This window comes from Roseibium sp. AWQ4_254, assembly GCF_056161025.1.
In genome coordinates, this window is sequence record NZ_JBSWYH010000056.1 from 1 (window position 1) to 16,217 (window position 16,217).

General features: G+C 59.9%; 15 protein-coding genes. 6 read left to right on the forward strand and 9 right to left on the reverse strand.

All coding sequences use genetic code 11. The features are described from left to right. Positions 1 to 281 precede the first annotated feature (281 nt). Positions 282 to 1,814 (reverse strand): LysM peptidoglycan-binding domain-containing protein, encoded by a 1,533-nt coding sequence (locus ACXAIC_RS24045; protein WP_475186803.1) that lies wholly within the window; start codon positions 1,812 to 1,814, stop codon positions 282 to 284. Between the two features lie 209 nt (positions 1,815 to 2,023). Here ACXAIC_RS24045 and ACXAIC_RS24050 point away from each other — a divergent pair, with 209 nt between their 5' ends. Then, positions 2,024 to 2,665: an LOG family protein gene (locus ACXAIC_RS24050; protein ID WP_475186805.1), complete on the forward strand. Its 642-nt coding sequence runs from the start codon at positions 2,024 to 2,026 to the stop codon at positions 2,663 to 2,665. A 110-nt stretch (positions 2,666 to 2,775) separates the two neighbouring features. Here ACXAIC_RS24050 and rarD read toward each other — a convergent pair whose 3' ends face one another. From rarD to cysS, 4 genes are read right to left on the reverse strand one after another with little or no spacing between them, the layout of a single operon-like run. After that, positions 2,776 to 3,693, reverse strand: coding sequence for an EamA family transporter RarD (rarD, locus tag ACXAIC_RS24055; RefSeq protein WP_475186807.1), 918 nt, complete (start codon positions 3,691 to 3,693; stop codon positions 2,776 to 2,778). Positions 3,694 to 3,721: 28 nt separating this feature from the next. Continuing rightward, the gene (gene cimA, locus ACXAIC_RS24060) at positions 3,722 to 5,317 is read right to left on the reverse strand and encodes a citramalate synthase (protein WP_475186809.1); all 1,596 of its coding nucleotides are present in this window, start codon (positions 5,315 to 5,317) and stop codon (positions 3,722 to 3,724) included. A 29-nt stretch (positions 5,318 to 5,346) separates the two neighbouring features. After that, positions 5,347 to 5,859, reverse strand: coding sequence for a GFA family protein (locus ACXAIC_RS24065; RefSeq protein WP_475186811.1), 513 nt, complete (start codon positions 5,857 to 5,859; stop codon positions 5,347 to 5,349). Next, positions 5,856 to 7,271, reverse strand: coding sequence for a cysteine--tRNA ligase (gene cysS, locus ACXAIC_RS24070; protein ID WP_475186814.1), 1,416 nt, complete (start codon positions 7,269 to 7,271; stop codon positions 5,856 to 5,858). The genes ACXAIC_RS24065 and cysS overlap by 4 nt, the downstream gene beginning before the upstream one ends. Before the next feature lie 275 nt (positions 7,272 to 7,546). Between cysS and ACXAIC_RS24075 the strand changes: the two genes are divergently transcribed. The 3 genes from ACXAIC_RS24075 (at position 7,547) to ACXAIC_RS24085 (ending at position 9,955) form a co-directional block, all read left to right on the forward strand. Continuing rightward, positions 7,547 to 9,211, forward strand: a complete 1,665-nt coding sequence (locus ACXAIC_RS24075) for a L,D-transpeptidase family protein (protein ID WP_475186817.1) — start codon at positions 7,547 to 7,549, stop codon at positions 9,209 to 9,211. Positions 9,212 to 9,350: 139 nt separating this feature from the next. After that, on the forward strand, positions 9,351 to 9,539 hold the full coding sequence (locus tag ACXAIC_RS24080) for a sugar transporter (protein ID WP_475186819.1): 189 nt from the start codon (positions 9,351 to 9,353) through the stop codon (positions 9,537 to 9,539). 74 nt (positions 9,540 to 9,613) lie between these two features. Beyond that, positions 9,614 to 9,955, forward strand: a complete 342-nt coding sequence (locus ACXAIC_RS24085; protein ID WP_475186821.1) for an ArsR/SmtB family transcription factor — start codon at positions 9,614 to 9,616, stop codon at positions 9,953 to 9,955. A gap of 96 nt (positions 9,956 to 10,051) precedes the next feature. Here the strand turns inward: ACXAIC_RS24085 and ACXAIC_RS24090 are convergent, their stop codons facing one another. The 3 genes from ACXAIC_RS24090 to ACXAIC_RS24100 form a co-directional block, all read right to left on the reverse strand. After that, the gene (locus ACXAIC_RS24090) at positions 10,052 to 10,567 is read right to left on the reverse strand and encodes a CreA family protein (protein WP_475186825.1); all 516 of its coding nucleotides are present in this window, start codon (positions 10,565 to 10,567) and stop codon (positions 10,052 to 10,054) included. A 24-nt stretch (positions 10,568 to 10,591) separates the two neighbouring features. Further along, positions 10,592 to 10,849: a hypothetical protein gene (locus ACXAIC_RS24095; RefSeq protein WP_475186826.1), complete on the reverse strand. Its 258-nt coding sequence runs from the start codon at positions 10,847 to 10,849 to the stop codon at positions 10,592 to 10,594. 154 nt (positions 10,850 to 11,003) lie between these two features. Beyond that, positions 11,004 to 12,191 carry an MBL fold metallo-hydrolase gene (locus ACXAIC_RS24100; protein ID WP_475186829.1) on the reverse strand — a complete coding sequence of 396 codons (1,188 nt, stop codon included), beginning with the start codon at positions 12,189 to 12,191 and terminating at the stop codon, positions 11,004 to 11,006. A 670-nt stretch (positions 12,192 to 12,861) separates the two neighbouring features. Here ACXAIC_RS24100 and ACXAIC_RS24105 point away from each other — a divergent pair. Further along, a complete protein-coding gene (locus tag ACXAIC_RS24105) occupies positions 12,862 to 14,208 on the forward strand; it encodes a DUF2865 domain-containing protein (protein WP_475186832.1) in 1,347 nt (448 codons plus the stop codon). Here ACXAIC_RS24105 and gltX read toward each other — a convergent pair. Beyond that, complete coding sequence (gene gltX, locus ACXAIC_RS24110) at positions 14,171 to 15,532, reverse strand: glutamate--tRNA ligase (protein WP_475186835.1); 1,362 nt, start codon at positions 15,530 to 15,532, stop codon at positions 14,171 to 14,173. The two genes, ACXAIC_RS24105 and gltX, sit on opposite strands and share 38 nt — an antisense overlap. A 339-nt stretch (positions 15,533 to 15,871) precedes the next feature. On the opposite strand from gltX, the gene ACXAIC_RS24115 reads away from it, so the two are divergent. Continuing rightward, positions 15,872 to 16,201 carry a hypothetical protein gene (locus ACXAIC_RS24115; protein WP_475186838.1) on the forward strand — a complete coding sequence of 110 codons (330 nt, stop codon included), beginning with the start codon at positions 15,872 to 15,874 and terminating at the stop codon, positions 16,199 to 16,201. Positions 16,202 to 16,217 lie beyond the last annotated feature (16 nt).

Sequence of the window (16,217 nt, forward strand, 5' to 3'; positions counted from 1 at the left end):
TCACTCTCCTTTTATGCCTCTTGGGGCGTGTGCTACGACCCCGCATCATAGGCTCAGGAGAGTGGCCGCCGGAATGACGCTATGTATAAATGTCCGGCCTGAGTGACCTGGCTCTTTCGGCGCTCTTCCCGCGACGCGCAGTCCCATCGCCCCTCCCAGAACACAAACAGGCCGCCCCGTGGGGCGGCCTGTTTGTTTCTTTGGAGTGTTTGGGCCTGTGGTCAGCCCATCCTGCGGGAAGACACAGCGGCTGCGCGGAACCGGCCCATCGCCCCCCCGGATCAGCCGGGCTCTTTCTCCGGCGACGGCCAGTTGAGGTCCCCTTCAGGCGTCAGGAACACCTGGCCAGGATAGATCAGGTCCGGGTCCCGGATCTGGTCCTGATTGGCCTTGTAGATAGTCGTATACCGGAAGCCGTCCCCGTAAAGACGCCTGGAAATCCGCCACAGATTATCGCCCTTGCGGATAATGACCACCGGCAGAGCCTTCTTGACCTCAGCGTCCTGATCGCCCGCCTGCGCGCCCGCGCCCTGCGCCACGACCTTGGTGAGCACAATCTGCTGGTCCCGTTCCTTTTCAAACGTCACCGCAGCGCGGGCGTCAACTTCATTGCCATCCTTGCCGATCAGGTCTGCACGGACCTCGACATCGCCTTCAGAGACGTTTTTTGCCCCTTCCAGAAGCCATTTGCCACCTGCATCCACGGTTGCTTCGCCCTGAAACTCTTCGCCGACATAGACCCGCACCGACGCGCCCGGCTCACCGGTACCGGCCACATAGACCTTGTCCGGCTCCGATTCGACAGCCTCAACTGTGATCTTCGGAGCCTCTCCGGGAGCGTTCTCTTGTATCGTACTTGCGTCAGAAGCGGCCGCAGTTTGCGGCGCCAGAGCGCCATCAGAAGGGGCGCCCACAGATGAGACGCCAGCCGTCTGATCCTGCTGCGCCGCCGGAGCGGGTGTGGCCACTTGCTCTTGGGCACCGTTGGCGGTGTTGCTCTGAGCGGAGGCGTCCTGCGCATCGTCTGCCGAGGTCTCCGGCAGGGCCGCCACAACGGTCTCTTGCGTGGGACCACCGGTTGGCGCATTTTGCGTGTCCGGCGTGCTGGCCACCTGTTGCTGCCCTGTCTGCCCATCGGACATTTCGGCAACCTTTTCTGGCTCCGGCTCAGGCTTTTGCAGGATATCGGAGGGGCCTTCCGGATCGTTCAGCACGACCAGAGGCTGTTCCTTGCCCCCTTCAGGCACGGAGACGGCGAGACGCTGTTCGGATTCTTCAACCGTCCCGCCCTGTTCATTATGAACTTCAAGCCCGACATCATAATCGCCGGGTTTCAGCGGCTCTGCCAGAATAATGGTCCATTCACCCGCCTCATTGGCGATGCTTTTGCCGACCACTTCACCATTGGCGGTCAACGCAATGATGGCGCCTGCATCGGAGCGGCCGGCGACAACCGTCTCACCGGTCGGCTCAACACCGACCACATCAAAGCTCGGGCCCTGCAGCGGGGCCTCCTCTGCGGACGCCTCCTGGTTGTCCCCAGCCTTGTCTGCGGCCTGGCCCTCTGGCAAAGCCGCAGCCTGTTGCGGTTCGCCCGCTGCCGACTGTGCCGCTGTGGGGTCACTGGAGACTGTCTTGCCACCGGACGCGGCCGGTAGAGCCGGGCCATCTGATTTTGTTTCAGCAATCGGGGCCGTCTCACCGGCGTCCCTGTTCGGCAATACACCGGATTTGTAAAAATATCCGGCCAGAAGGGCCGCCACGCCAACAGGCACAGCCAGAGCCAAGGTCCAGATGATTGTCTTCTTGTTCATTTCGGTCCCGTCAGAAGGATCTTCCCATTAAAAGGCTCTTTCGCTGAGGCCGGAGTGTCCTTGGTCCCGCATCACACCCGGTTCAAACGTCTGCCCCTGTCATATTTTCCAAGCCGCCCCATCCATACCCGTCTTTTCAAGGGACGGCAAGAAATCCGGCAGAAAAGTCAAAGGTCTTGCATAGAATGCTTGACCTTAAGACAAACACAATGCCACATCTTTGCGTCATGAATACGGTCTCTCAAAATCAACTCAAAAGCGTTTGTGTCTATTGTGGCTCCAGCATTGGCTCGGACCCGGTTCACGAAGCGTCTGCAACCCGACTTGGCCAGGTTCTGGCGGAAGCGGGCCTGCGTCTGGTCTATGGCGGCGGCAATGTCGGGCTCATGGGAACGGTTGCAAGGGCCGCCCTGGAAGCTGGCGGCGATGTCACCGGCATCATCCCGCATTTTCTGGAAAAACGGGAAGTCATGTTGACCGCCCTCAAGGACCTCGTGGTCACGCAGGACATGCATGAACGCAAACATCTGATGTTCCAAAGATCCGATGCCTTCATCGCCCTTCCCGGTGGCATCGGCACCCTGGAAGAGGTTGTCGAGATGATGACCTGGGCCCAGCTCGGGCGGCACAAGAAGCCGGTGATACTGGCCGATATCAACGGCTTCTGGTCGCCGCTGATGGAACTGCTCGATCATATGCGCGCACAGGGTTATATCCGGCCGGATTCAGAAGTGCCCTATCTGGTCGCCAAGTCGGTTGACGACATCCTGCCCATGCTGCGGCGCGCCTCTGAAGACCCGGACACGGACACAGCCCAGGCTGGCACTGCGGTGGGCATCGAGGATCTCTGACATCAGCGCAGGAGGCTCCCCCCGCCATTTGGCAACCCGGGGCTTGCAAGCCTTGGCGACAATCAGTCAACAGCGCCGGAGGGACACATCCGGCGCTGTTTGCCTTGCCCTTACGATTGCACCTTGCGCCGGTAGCCGCGCCAGCTGTCAAAGGTGAAAATCACCAGCGCGGCCCAGATCATGGCAAAGGTCAGAAGTTTGGCCGAATCCAACGGCTCGCCCCAGATATAAACCGCCATCAGGAAATGCATGGACGGGGCGATATATTGCATCAAGCCGATCATGAAGAGCGGCAGTCTGCGCGCGGCAGCAGAAAAACTGATCAGGGGCAGCGCGGTCACCGTTCCGGTGCCCACCAGCGCCAGCAGCACAGGCAAATCGTTCAGCACCATCGCATCCCGGCCCTGCCCCAGACTGAACAGAAGATAGCCGGCAGCAATCGGCAACAGCAGCACGGTTTCCACAAACATGCCCGGCGTCGCCTTGACCGGGGTCACCTTGCGCACGAACCCATATCCGGCAAAGGTCACGGCCAGGGTCAGCGAAACCCAGGGCAGGCCTCCGGCTAGAACTGCCTGCACCACCACGGCAATGCCGGCAATGGCGACCGCAATCCCCTGCCCGGCTGACAGGCGCTCGCGCAGCACCACCAGCCCGACCAGAATGCTCACCAAAGGATTGATGAAATAGCCGAGCGAGATGTCGAGCACCTTTTCGTGCTCAATTGCCCAGACAAAGACCAGCCAGTTGACCCCGATGAACGTGGCAGAGGCCATCAGGCCGCCCAGCACCTTGGGCTGGCGGAACACCTCGCGTACTTCCTGCCACCGGCCGCGCAGAAAAAGAAACAGTCCGACAAACAACACCGACCAGATGATCCGGTGAGACACCACCAGATCTGCTGGAACACCTGCGGTCAGTTTGTAATAGGCGGGAAAGAAGCCCCACATGCCATAGGCCAGAAGGCCGTAGAGCAGGCCTTCGCGAAAACGCTCCCGTGCGTCGGTGTCCGTTGCCGGATGCGACATTCTATTGCCTTTCTGGCGCGCATGGCCCTCAGGCGGCGTCGGCCTTCAGCAGCGCGAATGTGATGGAGTCGAGCAGGGCCTGAAACGAGGCGTCGACGATATTGGAGGATACCCCGATCGTGAACCAGCGGCGGTGGCTGTCCGTGTCGTGGCTTTCAATCAGAACGCGGGTGACGGCGCCCGTGCCCCCATTCAGGATACGAACCTTGTAGTCGATCAGCTCCAGCCCTGCAATTGCCGTCTGGTACTTTCCAAGATCCTTGCGCAGGGCCATGTCGAGGGCGTTCACCGGCCCGTTGCCTTCTGCGACAGACATGCGGGTTTCCCCGTCAATATCCACCTTCACCACCGCCTCGGATACGGTGATCAGATCGCCAATGGCATTGAAGCGGCGTTCCACCATCACCTTGAAAGAGTTCACATCGAAATAGCGCGGCACGCCGCCCAGTTCGCGCCGGGCCAGAAGCTCAAAGGAGGCATCCGCAGCCTCATAGGCATAGCCTTCCGCTTCCCGTTCCTTGACGAGGGCCAGAAGCCGGTCAAGGCGCGGATCGGACTTGTCGATCTCAATCCCCACCCGGGAGAGTTCCCCAAGCAGGTTGCTTTTGCCCGCCTGGTCGGACACCAGCACCCGGCGCTGGTTGCCGACCACGTCCGGGGCCACATGCTCATAGGTCTGCGGATCCTTCAGGATCGCGGAGGCATGGATGCCGGCCTTGGTCGCAAAGGCTGTCTCGCCCACATAGGGCGCCTGCCGGTAGGGCGATCGGTTAAGGATCTCGTCAAAGGCATGGGAAATCGAAGTGATTTCCTTCAGCTGTGCGTCGCTGACCCCAAGCTCGAACCGGTCCGCATAGGCGCCCTTGAGTTTCAAGGTGGGGATCAGCGTGATCAGATTGGCGTTGCCGCAGCGCTCGCCCAAGCCGTTCAACGTGCCCTGGATCTGGCGCACCCCCGCATCGACGGCAGCCAGCGCATTGGCCACTGCCTGGCCAGTGTCGTCATGGGTATGAATGCCCAGATGGCTGCCGGGCACAACCTCTTGAACCTTTGTCACAACATGATGGATTTCATCCGGCAATGTGCCGCCATTGGTGTCGCACAGCACGATCCAGCGGGCACCTGCCTGATAGGCAGTCCGGGCGCAATCAAGTGCATAATCCGGGTTGGCTTTGAAACCGTCGAAGAAATGCTCGCAATCGATCATCGCTTCCTTGCCCGCCGCAAGGGCCGCGCACACCGTGTCATGGATCGACTGCAGATTGTCCTCGTTGGAACAGCCAAGCGCGACCTTCACGTGATAGTCCCAGGCCTTGGCGACGAAACAGCAGGCGTCGGACCGGGCTGCAAGCACCTCCTGAAGCCCCGGGTCGTTGGCTGCAGACCGCCCAGCCCGCTTGGTCATGCCAAAGGCGGTGAAGACGGCGGTTTTCGTGCGCGGCTCGCTGAAAAACGCCGTGTCGGCCGGGTTCGCTCCCGGATAGCCGCCTTCGATATAGTCGACCCCCAACCGCTCCAGCAGCCCTGCAATCCCGATTTTCTCGTTGACGGAAAAATCAATGCCGCTGGTCTGGGCACCGTCGCGCAGGGTCGTATCGAAAAGGTACAGGCGTTCCTTGGTCATGGGTTTCCTACCTGGCAGCGTGGCTGGGTCTAGTCTTTTGCTTGGGGAGGAACCTTAGCCGGTGGCCAGGTCTCCGTGTCGTGGTCGGGATGTTGATAAGAGACAATTCCGTCCAAAAACGCCGCTGTCTCCAGGTCTTCTTCTGTCCGGCGCTCAGGAATGCAGGACATCCGGTCCGTATAGGACAGCTTGGCTTCAACCCCATACTGGATTTCAGGGGCCAAATCCTCCGGCGCGTCAAACGCGCCGATGGCCAGCGCCACCCCGTCGGGGGCCTCATAGGTCAACGGTGTGCCGCAAGCCTCGCAAAAGCCCCGCGCCACATGGTTGGAGCTTTGGAACCGCTTGGGGCCGCCCCGCGTCCAGGTCAGTTTTCCACCGTCCCGGATGCTGACCAAGGGCGCATAAAATGCGCCAAAGGCCTTCTGGCACATGCGGCAGTGGCAGATGGAGGCGGTGCCGAGGGCACCGTCCACCCGGAACCGGACCGCCCCGCACTGGCAGCCTCCGGCCCAAACCTGACTGGCAGGCGTGCCTGTCACCGCTTCACCTCCCAGCTTGTTATTCTATCTCCAGTTTCTTTGTCTTTTGAATCCTTTAATAGAATTCTTTGAGACACCAGTTCATCTCGTATCCGGTCCGCTTCTGCCCAGTTTTTGCTGTTCAAGGCTTCCAGGCGCAAGGTGACGGCACCTTGGATCGCGGCCTCATCAATTCCGGACAGATCCACCTTCACCGGCCCAACCCCCAACAGCGCCGCCGAGGCTGAATAGACGGGCAGCTTTGCCGGGTCCTTCGCTGCCTCCACCGCCAGCGCATGCAGATGCTGAACGGCCGCCGATGTGTTGAGATCATCCAGAAGCGCCGCCAGAACCTCGGGAGCAGGCTCCGCAGCGGTCTCAACCGGCTCCGGCCATTTGGCCAGCAGGTGTTCGGCCTCTTCCAGCTTGCGCTTGGAAAAGTCGATGGGCTCGCGGTAATTGGTCATCAGCATGGCCAGCCGCAGCACCTCCCCCGGCCAAGACCGGCCGCCGAAACGCTCCGTCTCCAGAAGCTCCTGAAGGGTGAAAAAATTGCCCTCCGACTTGGACATCTTCCTGCCTTCGACCTGAAGGAAACCGTTGTGCATCCAGTAGTTGGCCATAGTGGAGGTGCCATGGGCGCAGCGGGACTGGGCGATTTCATTCTCGTGGTGGGGAAAGATCAGATCGAGCCCACCGCCGTGAATGTCGAACACCTGGCCCAGGTGGTGAGCGCTCATGACCGAGCATTCGATATGCCAGCCCGGACGCCCGCGTCCCCACGGGCTCTCCCAGCCCGGCTCATCGCCGGAGGAGAGTTTCCAAAGGACAAAATCTCCCGGAGATCTCTTGTGATCCTCAACGGCAACCCGGGCGCCGGCGAGCTGCTCATCCAGCTTGCGCTTGGACAGGCCGCCATAGTCCGGCATGGACGCGGTATCGAACAAAACTTCCCCGCCCGCTTCGTAGGCGTGCCCCTTGTCAAGCAGCTGGCCGATCATCGCCACCATGCCATCAATATGCTGGGTGGCCCTGGGCTCATGGTCCGGGTTCAGAACACCCAGCGCGGCGATGTCCTTGTGGAACTGATCAGCGGTTTTCTGGGTGACTTTGGCAATCGCCTCGTTCAGCGGCAGGTCCGGATAGTCGCGCAGGGCCCGGGCGTTGATCTTGTCGTCCACGTCAGTGATGTTGCGCGCATAGGTGACATGACCAACCCCGTAAAGATGCCGGAGCAGCCGGTAGAGGACGTCAAACACGATCACGGGCCGGGCATTTCCGATATGAGCGAAGTCGTAGACTGTCGGGCCGCAGACATAAAGACGCACATTCCCATCATCGATGGCCCGGAAGTCTTCCTTCTCGCGGGTCAAGGTGTTGGTGAGCTTCAAGCCCCTGCTCGTGCCAGATTGTGATGTCTCAGCGGCGCTCATGTCATAGGGTCTCCTGGCCGGCTGACCGGGCGATCCGTCTCAGAGGAATTTTTGCCAAGAGGGAACGGCCACAGCCAGCGGTGTCGCTAGCTGCAAATAATGGTGGTTGTAATGATGTTCCAAAGGGCCGTCATCATGGGGCTCTATATGGACCGGAACACAGGACGCGGTCAAGGCTGCAATTTTAGCGGGGCAGGCAGAACAAGAACGGCTCCGTTGGCGGGGACTGCTCCTTGCCGTAAACTTTCCGTAGGGGAATCAAAGGGAGGAAGCACATGGCAGTTTTGGGGGTAAGTCGATATGTCCGGGTCTGGCTGCTGCTTGCCGCCAGCCTCATCCTTTCCTCTCCAGCCACGGATGCGGCCGCCCAACCAGCTCCGGCAGTTCCGGCGGAGCAAACGGCAGCCCCGGCCAGCACGGACAACGGCCCTCAAACGCCTATTGCCAGGGATATCCGGGATGCCTTGCCCGCAGATCTTCCCCAAGGCCTTCAAGAATACTATGCCGAGCGGATCTTTGCGCCGGTCTGGTTCGATCAGGAGGGCCTGAAGGAACGGGCGCATCTGGCGATCGCCGCCATGGCGGCCGCCAACGACCATGCGCTCGATCCCGGCAACTACCAGCCACTGCAATTGGCCGATTTGGCAGATCAGGCCCAGACCCCGGCGGAGTGGGCCCGGTTTGACCTTGGCCTGTCCCATCAGTTTCTGCGCTATGCCACTCATCTCTCCTCGGGCCGGGTACAGCCCAACAAGGTCAACAAGGCGCTCAATCTGTTTCCGGACCGCCCAGACCCAAGAGCCCTGTTTGAAACGGCTGTCGCGACACCCGACTTCAGCGCGTTCTTGGAAAGCCTCGCGCCCCAGTCCGACAATTACGCCCGCCTGAAACGCCGTCTGGCCCAGTACCGGCAAAAGGCCGCAGATGGCGGCTTTGCCGTGATACCGGAGGGCGAGGTTTTAAAACCCGGCATGAACGATTCCCGGGTCCCGGTGCTGCGAACCCGTCTGATGGCAGAAGACATTCCCGGCGCAAAGGAGCATTCCGGCGGGACCTATGACGGCTCACTCGTGGACGCGGTCAAGACGTTTCAGGGCCAAAACGGGCTCGAACAGGACGGGGTCATCGGAAAAAACACGCTGGAGCGGCTCAACATTCCCCTTCAGGACAAGCTCATCCAGATGGAACTGAACATGGAGCGGCGGCGCTGGATGCCGGACGATCTTGGAGCCTTCTTTGTGTTTGTGAACCTGGCGGATCAGAACCTGAAAGTGGTGCGCGATGGCAAGACCATCCACACCACACGCGTTGTGGTCGGCAAGCCCTACCATGCAACACCCGTGTTTTCCGACACGCTGGACTATGTGGAAATCAATCCGTTCTGGAATGTGCCCTATTCCATCGCCACCAAGGAATACCTGCCGAAGCTCAAGCAAAACCCTTCGGCCCTCACCCGGCAGAAAATCCGGGTGTTTGAGGACGGCCGGGAAGTGGCCGCAACCCAGATTTCCTGGCACAGCTATTCGGGCAAGAACTTTCCCTTCCGCCTGCGCCAGGACCCTGGCGACGGCAACGCTCTTGGCCGGATCAAGTTCATGTTTCCGAACCGGTTCAACATCTATATCCACGATACGCCGTCAAAATCCCTGTTTGCCCGGTCCGAGCGCGCCTTCAGCCATGGCTGTATCCGGGCCTCCGATCCTTTCGCACTCTCCGATGTGCTTCTGGTTGACGTGAATTCCACACCGGGCCACTGGGAAAAGATCCGGGACACGGCCAAGCGGACAATTGTCAAACCTGTGGTCTCCACCCAGGTGCACCTGACTTACCTCACCGCCTGGATGAACAAGGATGGATCGACCCACTTCCGGAAAGATATCTATGGCCGCGATGCGGTGCTTCTGAAGGCGCTCCGGCGGGCCATGACGGAGAATCTGTGACGCCTAACGAACTGATATTCCTTTTCTTTCCAGGATGTTTAGATATCTGAACAGCCGCTGAACATGCCAGTCAGAACAGGTTCAAGCCTTCGGGCCTAGTCTTCAGGCAATCGATACGGATTGCCATCTGGAGACCACCATGCTGAACCGTTTGTTTGTGATTCTTTTTGTGTTGCTTGTTCTCGGCGCCCCCTTTGCGGCGCTGGTCGCAATCACCGATGGAACCAAGGCTTTTGGCAATGAACTGCAACAGAAAAGCCTCTGTCTGTTAACCGGAACTGGATGTGGCAACGGAAACATTATTGTCACGGTCGCAAGCCGCCTGTAAAAGAGCGTCCAGTGTTCAAGTTGGTATGGGAGCGACAGCTTGAAGTTTTACCCTGTGTTTGGCAGAGTCGGCAAATGGACTATAAAGCAATCGAAGAAAAGGCAGAATCTGCTGCCGAATTTCTGAAGATGATGGCCTCCGCGCCTCGTCTGCTCCTCATGTGTCTTGTGTTTGAAGAAGAGCGCTGTGTCAGCGAACTGGCTGAGACAACCGGCATGCGCATGCCAACCGTATCGCAGCAGCTGGCCCTGTTGCGCGCTCAAGGTCTGGTGGCCACCCGCCGCGAAGGCACCACCATCTATTACCGTTTGTCGAGCGAACCGGTCAAAGACGTCATGGCCATGCTCTACAAGCATTTCTGCGCAGAAGCCGATCTGCCGGCGGCCAAGCGGCTGGAAGCCCTGGACGCGGGCTAGAGCCGCGCGCGCCTTCAAGAGCAATCTGCTCAGGCTTTTCCCCGGGAACACAACGCATGTGGTGCTGCGCAGCTGCTCTTTCCCCGAAAATTCCGGTCAGTTCGAGACATAGTCCGCGCATTGCGGCGGCGTCTGGTCGCCCCAGGGCATGAGCGGCACGGTTGATGTGGAGTTTTTCGGGCTGCCCTCAATCAGCTTGTCGGAATAAACGAGATAGACCAGGACATTCCGCTTCGTGTCACAGCCCCGCACAATGCGCATCTTCTTGAACATCAGCGACCGGCGCTGCCGGAACATTTCCTCGCCCTGTTCAAAGGTCTCCTTGATGGTCACCGGTCCGACCTGACGGCAGGCCAGAGACACATCAGAGACTTCCTCCGCCACGCCGAGCCAGCCGGACACGCCGCCTTTTTCCGGCACGGTGAAATGGCACGCCACCCCGTCAACAATCGGATCGTCAATGGCATAGGTGGCCAGCTTGTGATCCGGGGTCAGGAACTTCCAGACGGTCGATTTCTTGAAAATCAGATCCGGGTCGTCAGCCGCAAAGCCGGGCGCGGCCGCCAAAAGACAGGTTGCCAGGGCAAGGGGTCCGGCAGCAGGAAACTGCATCAAATATCCTCCAGGTTATACCCATCACAATTGATAGCGACCGATCTGACCGGTTTTGGAGGTCTCTCGGCGAGGTGCAGACCTCAGCGCGATAAGGGTTTCGGGCAAGATCTGCAACAAGAGCATCTTTTGTTCGGTCAACGAACGAACGATGCTCTGGCCGACGGGGACCAAAAGCGGTCTTCGGTGGCGTTTTCCAACCTGCCGGTCAGCGTTGCGACGCTTAAACGGCCAACTCGCCGTCGTGCACAGCGCGCTTGCCTGCAAATTGGAAAACGCCATCAGATAGGTCTCTATCAATTGCGATTGGTTTAGGTGCTCGAGGTCTCATGTGGGGTGCCTGAGCGTCCGGTCAAGCGGCCGGATGGAGCGCCCGCCCCAAATACAAAACGCGCGCCGGATGGCGCGCGTTTGGCAGACTGAACGCTTAAGGGTCTCAGCGGATGGTTTCAAGTTCCCGCTCGGGATCATCCTCGCCGCCGCCCTCTTCCAGCTCCACGATATCGTCCGCAGACAGGTCCAGCGAGTCGCTTTCCTCTTCTGCGGACGTGTCCGGGGCATCGGCCAGAGAGGCTGCGAAATCCATGTCGGACACCAGTTCATCCCCATCTATGGCCTCGCCAACCTCGTCAGCTTCGAAATCGCTGTCTTCGTCCTCACCGGCGGGCGCCCCAGCCCCCCCGAGTGCGTCCTGAAGGTCAGCAAACCGTTCCCGTGTCCAGATCTGGGGCTGGTCAAGGCCAAGAGCCTCGTCATAGGCCCGGGCAACACTGAACGGAAGATGCAGTTCAAAGTCTGTTCTGGAGCCGAATCTGGGCGCAAGCGCCTCTTCAACGGTATTGAGCGTGTCCTTCAACCCCATGCTCTGTTCCACACAGGCCGTTGCCGTGTCGCGCAGAGTGGCGACAAAATCCCTTGTTGTTTCAACCGCATTGGCAACAGCAGAGGCACTCGCCGCAACCCGGCCCCGGCCGGGCATCAGCGCTGCCGGGCGGAAGGCCGTGATCCGGTCAAGCGCCCGCGGCCAGTCAGCCAGATGGGCATCACCGCAATAGGGCGACGCGGAGGTTTGCACCAGATCCCCGGCATAAAGAACGCCGCTGGCAGGCACCCAGACCACAAGATCCCCCATTGTATGGCCCCGGCCCAGATGCATCAGCCGCACATCAAGACCACCCAGATCAATCGACATGGACGAGGCAATCGTCATGCTTGGAAGGCTGCTGCCGGTTCCCGCAGGCAGATCTTCAAAAAGATCAGGCTGGCGCTGAAGGGAAATCTCGATATCTTCTGGCCCGCGCGTGTCCATCATGCGCCGGGTCAGATCGGACGCAACAATCTCGCCCGCCTCAAAGGCTGGCGCGCCAAGCGTGCTATCCGCATGAAAATGGGTCAGGACGACCTGTTTCACCGGCTTGCCGGAAATCTCCCGGACTTTCTCAAGCACCTTGTCCGCATGAGCCGGTGTTGCCTGGGCATCCACGATCAGAATGCCCTTTTCGCCGATCACCACCCCCGTATTCGTGCACCCGTCGGCGCTATACGCATAACAACCAGGGCCAAGCTGCTCGAACCGTTCATTCGCGCCCGGCACGGCCTTTTTGCTCTTCGATTTGCGCGTCATTGCGGCCTCGCTTTCCTGCCAGCTGTTCGTTTGACTTCTGCGGTCTCTTGACCCGACCCACGCCACGTTTCTGTTGACTGCAGCGTCTCAGTTTCCACTGTTGATTCGCAATTTTTCATGCCCCAATTCCTTAACTATTCCTTCCTTATCAACAGATAGGTCCGCCACTTTCACCACTTCACGACTTCGCCGGTCAAAGCTCTCTGTCAAATCTGCTTGGTCTTTCTGCCTCGTTTTCAAGGCACCGCTTTTGTCTAAGCACCCTATTCATGGGGTTATACTTTCCAAGCCTCTATTGTTACAAAGTGGCCGGAACACGGCAGAATTTCCAGCTATCGCGCGAGATGGTTAATTTTACCACCCCAGGATTGGCATGTATCTGAAAAACAATATCTCCCAGACCGGCTCCCGTTTCCGCAGCTCGCAGCTCTGCCGCGCACCCATCCGGTCAGGCTTCAGACGAGGTTTCAAAGCCCTTTTTCTAACTATACGGAATCTTGTAAGCGGCAGGCCGGCCACCACGCAGACCTCTCCGGTATACGCTTGACCGTCATCATCTGAACATGATCGAAACGGCAGGGGATTAACTCAACGTGAGCGCTTTCATGCTATCGTTGTGATCAGAAACGGGATCAGGGCTGCGCGGCGAACGCGCATCAGGGGACAGGCGATGCGGCTTTCATCAAGAGCCAAATCCATCAGAGCCATCGGGGCGGTTTTCGCCCTTGCCGGGCTGCTGCTTGTGCCGCAGAGTGCGGCGGCGGCAAGCTGTGCGTCGCTCAAATCCGAATTGCGCCGCCTGACGTCTCCGGCCAAGACCGGCTCGCCCGCTGCGCAAAAATGGCGCTCTGCCCAAAAGCAGCAGCAAAAGGCGCTTGCCGCCGCCAATCGCGATGCACGCTATTTCTCCTGTTCGAGCGAAAAAACCGACAAATGCCGCCAGCTTCAGCGCAAGATCAAACGGATGAGTGCGAATCTGGCAGCCATCGAACGACAACTGGCCAAGGCAGGCGGTGGCGCTTCGGCAAAGGACACACGGCGCGCGCGTCAGATCCGCGCCGCCTTGAAACGGCAAAACTGCGATGCCCCGCCCGCTCCCCGTCAGGCCAGCGCACAGCGGCAGGAGGCGCGGCCCGAAAGCGGCCCCTCCTTCCTCGCCCGTCTTTTCAGGTCCGGGACACAGGCGAAGACGGCTGCCGCCACGCCTGGCGACCGGGAACTCTCCCAAAGCAGACCGCAGCGCAAGACCCTTTCCACACGCCGCACCTTGCCTTCCGGCGGCACCTTCAGAACCTTGTGTGTGCGCACATGTGACGGCTATTTTTTCCCGGTGAGTTTTTCCACCGGGCGGCGCCAGTTTGCCAATGATGAAGCGCGCTGTTCGGAAATCTGCCCCGCGTCACCGACCGAGCTTTATGTCTACCGCAATCCGGGCGGTGACCAGTCGGAGATGATGTCGCTCGCGGGCATTGCCTATGCGGATCAGCCCTTCGCCTTCCGCTACAAATCGGAATTTGTGAAGGATTGCAGTTGCCGGAAGACCGGAGGCAGGAAGCGCCGCTCGGCCTGGTCGGTGATCAGCGCCCCGTCGGGCGACCGGGTCTCTTTCGCCGATATCAGCGCAGGCTTGCCGCGCGCCTCCCTTCCGCCGGGCCAAGGTGTCACCTTCCCCGATGGCCCATCGGCCCCGTCTTCGCTGTCGCGCCTGCCGCTGACCAAAGCCCAGCTGCCTCCTTATGAGGACCCCGACACTCTGACCAATCTGGAAAAAGGGTTTGACGTGACCAAGCTGACCGCGCTTGAAGCGGCCAGCTCTGGGGCCGTCGGCACCGTTGCCAGCCCCCCGGAAGGCGGCGACTTCCCGCTGTTGAGCCTGCGCCGCAACACAGAAGACGTGCCGGTGGAAACAGATGTCACAACCCCGGTCTTCACAAGCGGGTCAGCCGGGACAGGCCGCACGCGCGCCCCGGCGGGAACCGTCAGGGTAGTCGGTCCAGAATATTATGTCGCCCAATAAGCGGCAGCATCGCCTTCATGTCCGGACCATGGTCGAGCCCGGTCAGGACCCGGCGCAGCGGCATGAACAGGCCCCGCCCCTTGCGCCCGGTTTCGGCCTTGAGCGCGGAGGTCCAGGCGCCCCAGGTCTCTTCCGTCACGTCGCCGTCAGGCAAAAGCGCAGCAGCGCTTGACAGAAACTCCCGGTCCTCTTCTTCGATGCGGCCGGTTACCGGCCCGGTGAGGATGGCCCAGTACGGGGCCGCATCGCCGACCGTGTCGCAATTGCCGCGCACCGTGTCCCAAAAGGCGGCTCCACCGCCGATCTGCAGCGCCTCCAGCCGGTCCTTGACAGCGTCAAAGGGCAGATCATGGACCAGCCTCGCATTAAGGCTTTTGAGTTCTTCCGGATCAAACTTCGCCGAGGAACGGGAGACGCTGGCAAGATCAAATTTGTCCGTCAGCGCCGCCATATCCGTCAAAGGCTCCACCGCCTGGCTGGTGCCGGTCAGGACCGCGAGCGAGGCAACGGCCATCGGCTCCAGCCCGTCTTCGCGCAGGGACCCGATCGACAGGGCTCCCTTGCGCTTGGAGAGCCCCTCCCCGTCCCGGGTCGTCAAGAGATTGTGGTGACCGAAGATGGGGGCCTTGACCCCAAGCGCCTTAAAAATCGCGATCTGGACGCCTGTGTTGGCCACATGATCCTCGCCGCGGATAACATGAGTGACACCCATATCAATGTCATCGACGATGGAAGGCAGCGTATAAAGATAGGTGCCATCAGCCCGGATCAGGACCGGATCGGACAGGGAGGCCAGATCCACCGACTGTTCCCCCCGGCACAGGTCGGTCCAGGTGACATCGGTGCGTTTCGTTGCAAACGGTTCGCCGTCATGATTGGGCAGCACAAAGCGCCAATGCGGCTTGCGGCCTTCCGCTTCGAACGCAGCGCGCTCGTCGGCGGTCTGTTTCAGCCCAGCCCGATCATAGACCGGAGGCCGTCCGAGAGCGCGCTGGCGCGAGCGCCTGCGCTCCAGCTCGTCCGGGGTCTCGTAACACGGATAGAGCAAACCGGCCTGTTTCAGTTTTTCGGCCGCCGCATCATAGCTGGCCACCCGGGCCGATTGCCGTTCGATCACATCCGGCTCGATGCCGAGCCAGCGCAAATCCGTCTCGATCGAGTCCGCGTATTCCTGCTTCGAGCGCTCCAGATCGGTGTCGTCGAACCGCAGAATGAACCGGCCCCCCTCCTTTTTGGCAAAAAGCCAGTTGAAGAGCGCGGGACGGCTGTTGCCGAGGTGGATATGGCCGGTCGGCGACGGCGCAAAACGTACAGTGACAGTCATGGCGCTTCAGTTAGCCCGCCCGGCGCCGCGCGGCAAGAGGGAAACCCCGCCCTTGGACATCAGCTGGCTGTTTCACCCCTTTGCGGCCGGGAGCATCAGCAATGGGGTGGAATCCCGGGCCAATCATCTGAGGCTCGTGAGACGTCCCCTGCATTTGCAACCGCTTACTCTATCATAAGCTGAATAACTTCAGAACCCTAGGAAGTTATTCCCTTACGTGATATAAAAGCCGGGTATTTTTCTGATTGCTTATTCTTGTTTTTCAAAGGTCAGCAGCGCGGAGCAAGCGCTTTCTGCTTCCCGGCGCTTATGATCCTTTTAAAAGAGGCGCGTTGACGGGTGACCACGACCTTTATTCTGTCCGCAATTGTGACCTTCCTGGCGATGATTGCTATCATCACGGTGGATGAACGAACCGTGCAGATCCAGGGCAAGGATCACAGGAAGCTGTTTGAAAACAAATATATCACGGCCATCATCCGGGCGGATGTGCTGGCAGGACTGGTGTTTTTCTTCTTTCTTGTCCTGTTCGGGCTTGCAGTCCTTTTGAGCTGGGCCGGAATTCTGCCGAGCTACAATCATCTTTACCGCTGGCCACTACTGTCCGGGAAAATTGAATTGGAATTGATATTCCGGATTTTGTTTGTCGACCCTGTCGTTTGGATTTAGCAGTCGGGTTATGTCG

Coding starts and splice junctions, on each gene's coding strand:
- rarD (WP_475186807.1), bottom strand. CDS start 3,693: ATGTCGCATCCGGCAACGGACACCGACGCACGGGAGCGTTTTCGCGAA.
- ACXAIC_RS24075 (WP_475186817.1), top strand. CDS start 7,547: ATGGCAGTTTTGGGGGTAAGTCGATATGTCCGGGTCTGGCTGCTGCTT.
- ACXAIC_RS24080 (WP_475186819.1), top strand. CDS start 9,351: ATGCTGAACCGTTTGTTTGTGATTCTTTTTGTGTTGCTTGTTCTCGGC.
- cysS (WP_475186814.1), bottom strand. CDS start 7,271: ATGAGCGCCGCTGAGACATCACAATCTGGCACGAGCAGGGGCTTGAAG.
- cimA (WP_475186809.1), bottom strand. CDS start 5,317: ATGACCAAGGAACGCCTGTACCTTTTCGATACGACCCTGCGCGACGGT.
- ACXAIC_RS24100 (WP_475186829.1), bottom strand. CDS start 12,191: ATGACGCGCAAATCGAAGAGCAAAAAGGCCGTGCCGGGCGCGAATGAA.
- ACXAIC_RS24105 (WP_475186832.1), top strand. CDS start 12,862: ATGCGGCTTTCATCAAGAGCCAAATCCATCAGAGCCATCGGGGCGGTT.
- ACXAIC_RS24090 (WP_475186825.1), bottom strand. CDS start 10,567: ATGCAGTTTCCTGCTGCCGGACCCCTTGCCCTGGCAACCTGTCTTTTG.
- ACXAIC_RS24095 (WP_475186826.1), bottom strand. CDS start 10,849: ATGGCGTTTTCCAATTTGCAGGCAAGCGCGCTGTGCACGACGGCGAGT.
- ACXAIC_RS24085 (WP_475186821.1), top strand. CDS start 9,614: ATGGACTATAAAGCAATCGAAGAAAAGGCAGAATCTGCTGCCGAATTT.
- gltX (WP_475186835.1), bottom strand. CDS start 15,532: ATGACTGTCACTGTACGTTTTGCGCCGTCGCCGACCGGCCATATCCAC.
- ACXAIC_RS24045 (WP_475186803.1), bottom strand. CDS start 1,814: ATGAACAAGAAGACAATCATCTGGACCTTGGCTCTGGCTGTGCCTGTT.
- ACXAIC_RS24050 (WP_475186805.1), top strand. CDS start 2,024: ATGCCACATCTTTGCGTCATGAATACGGTCTCTCAAAATCAACTCAAA.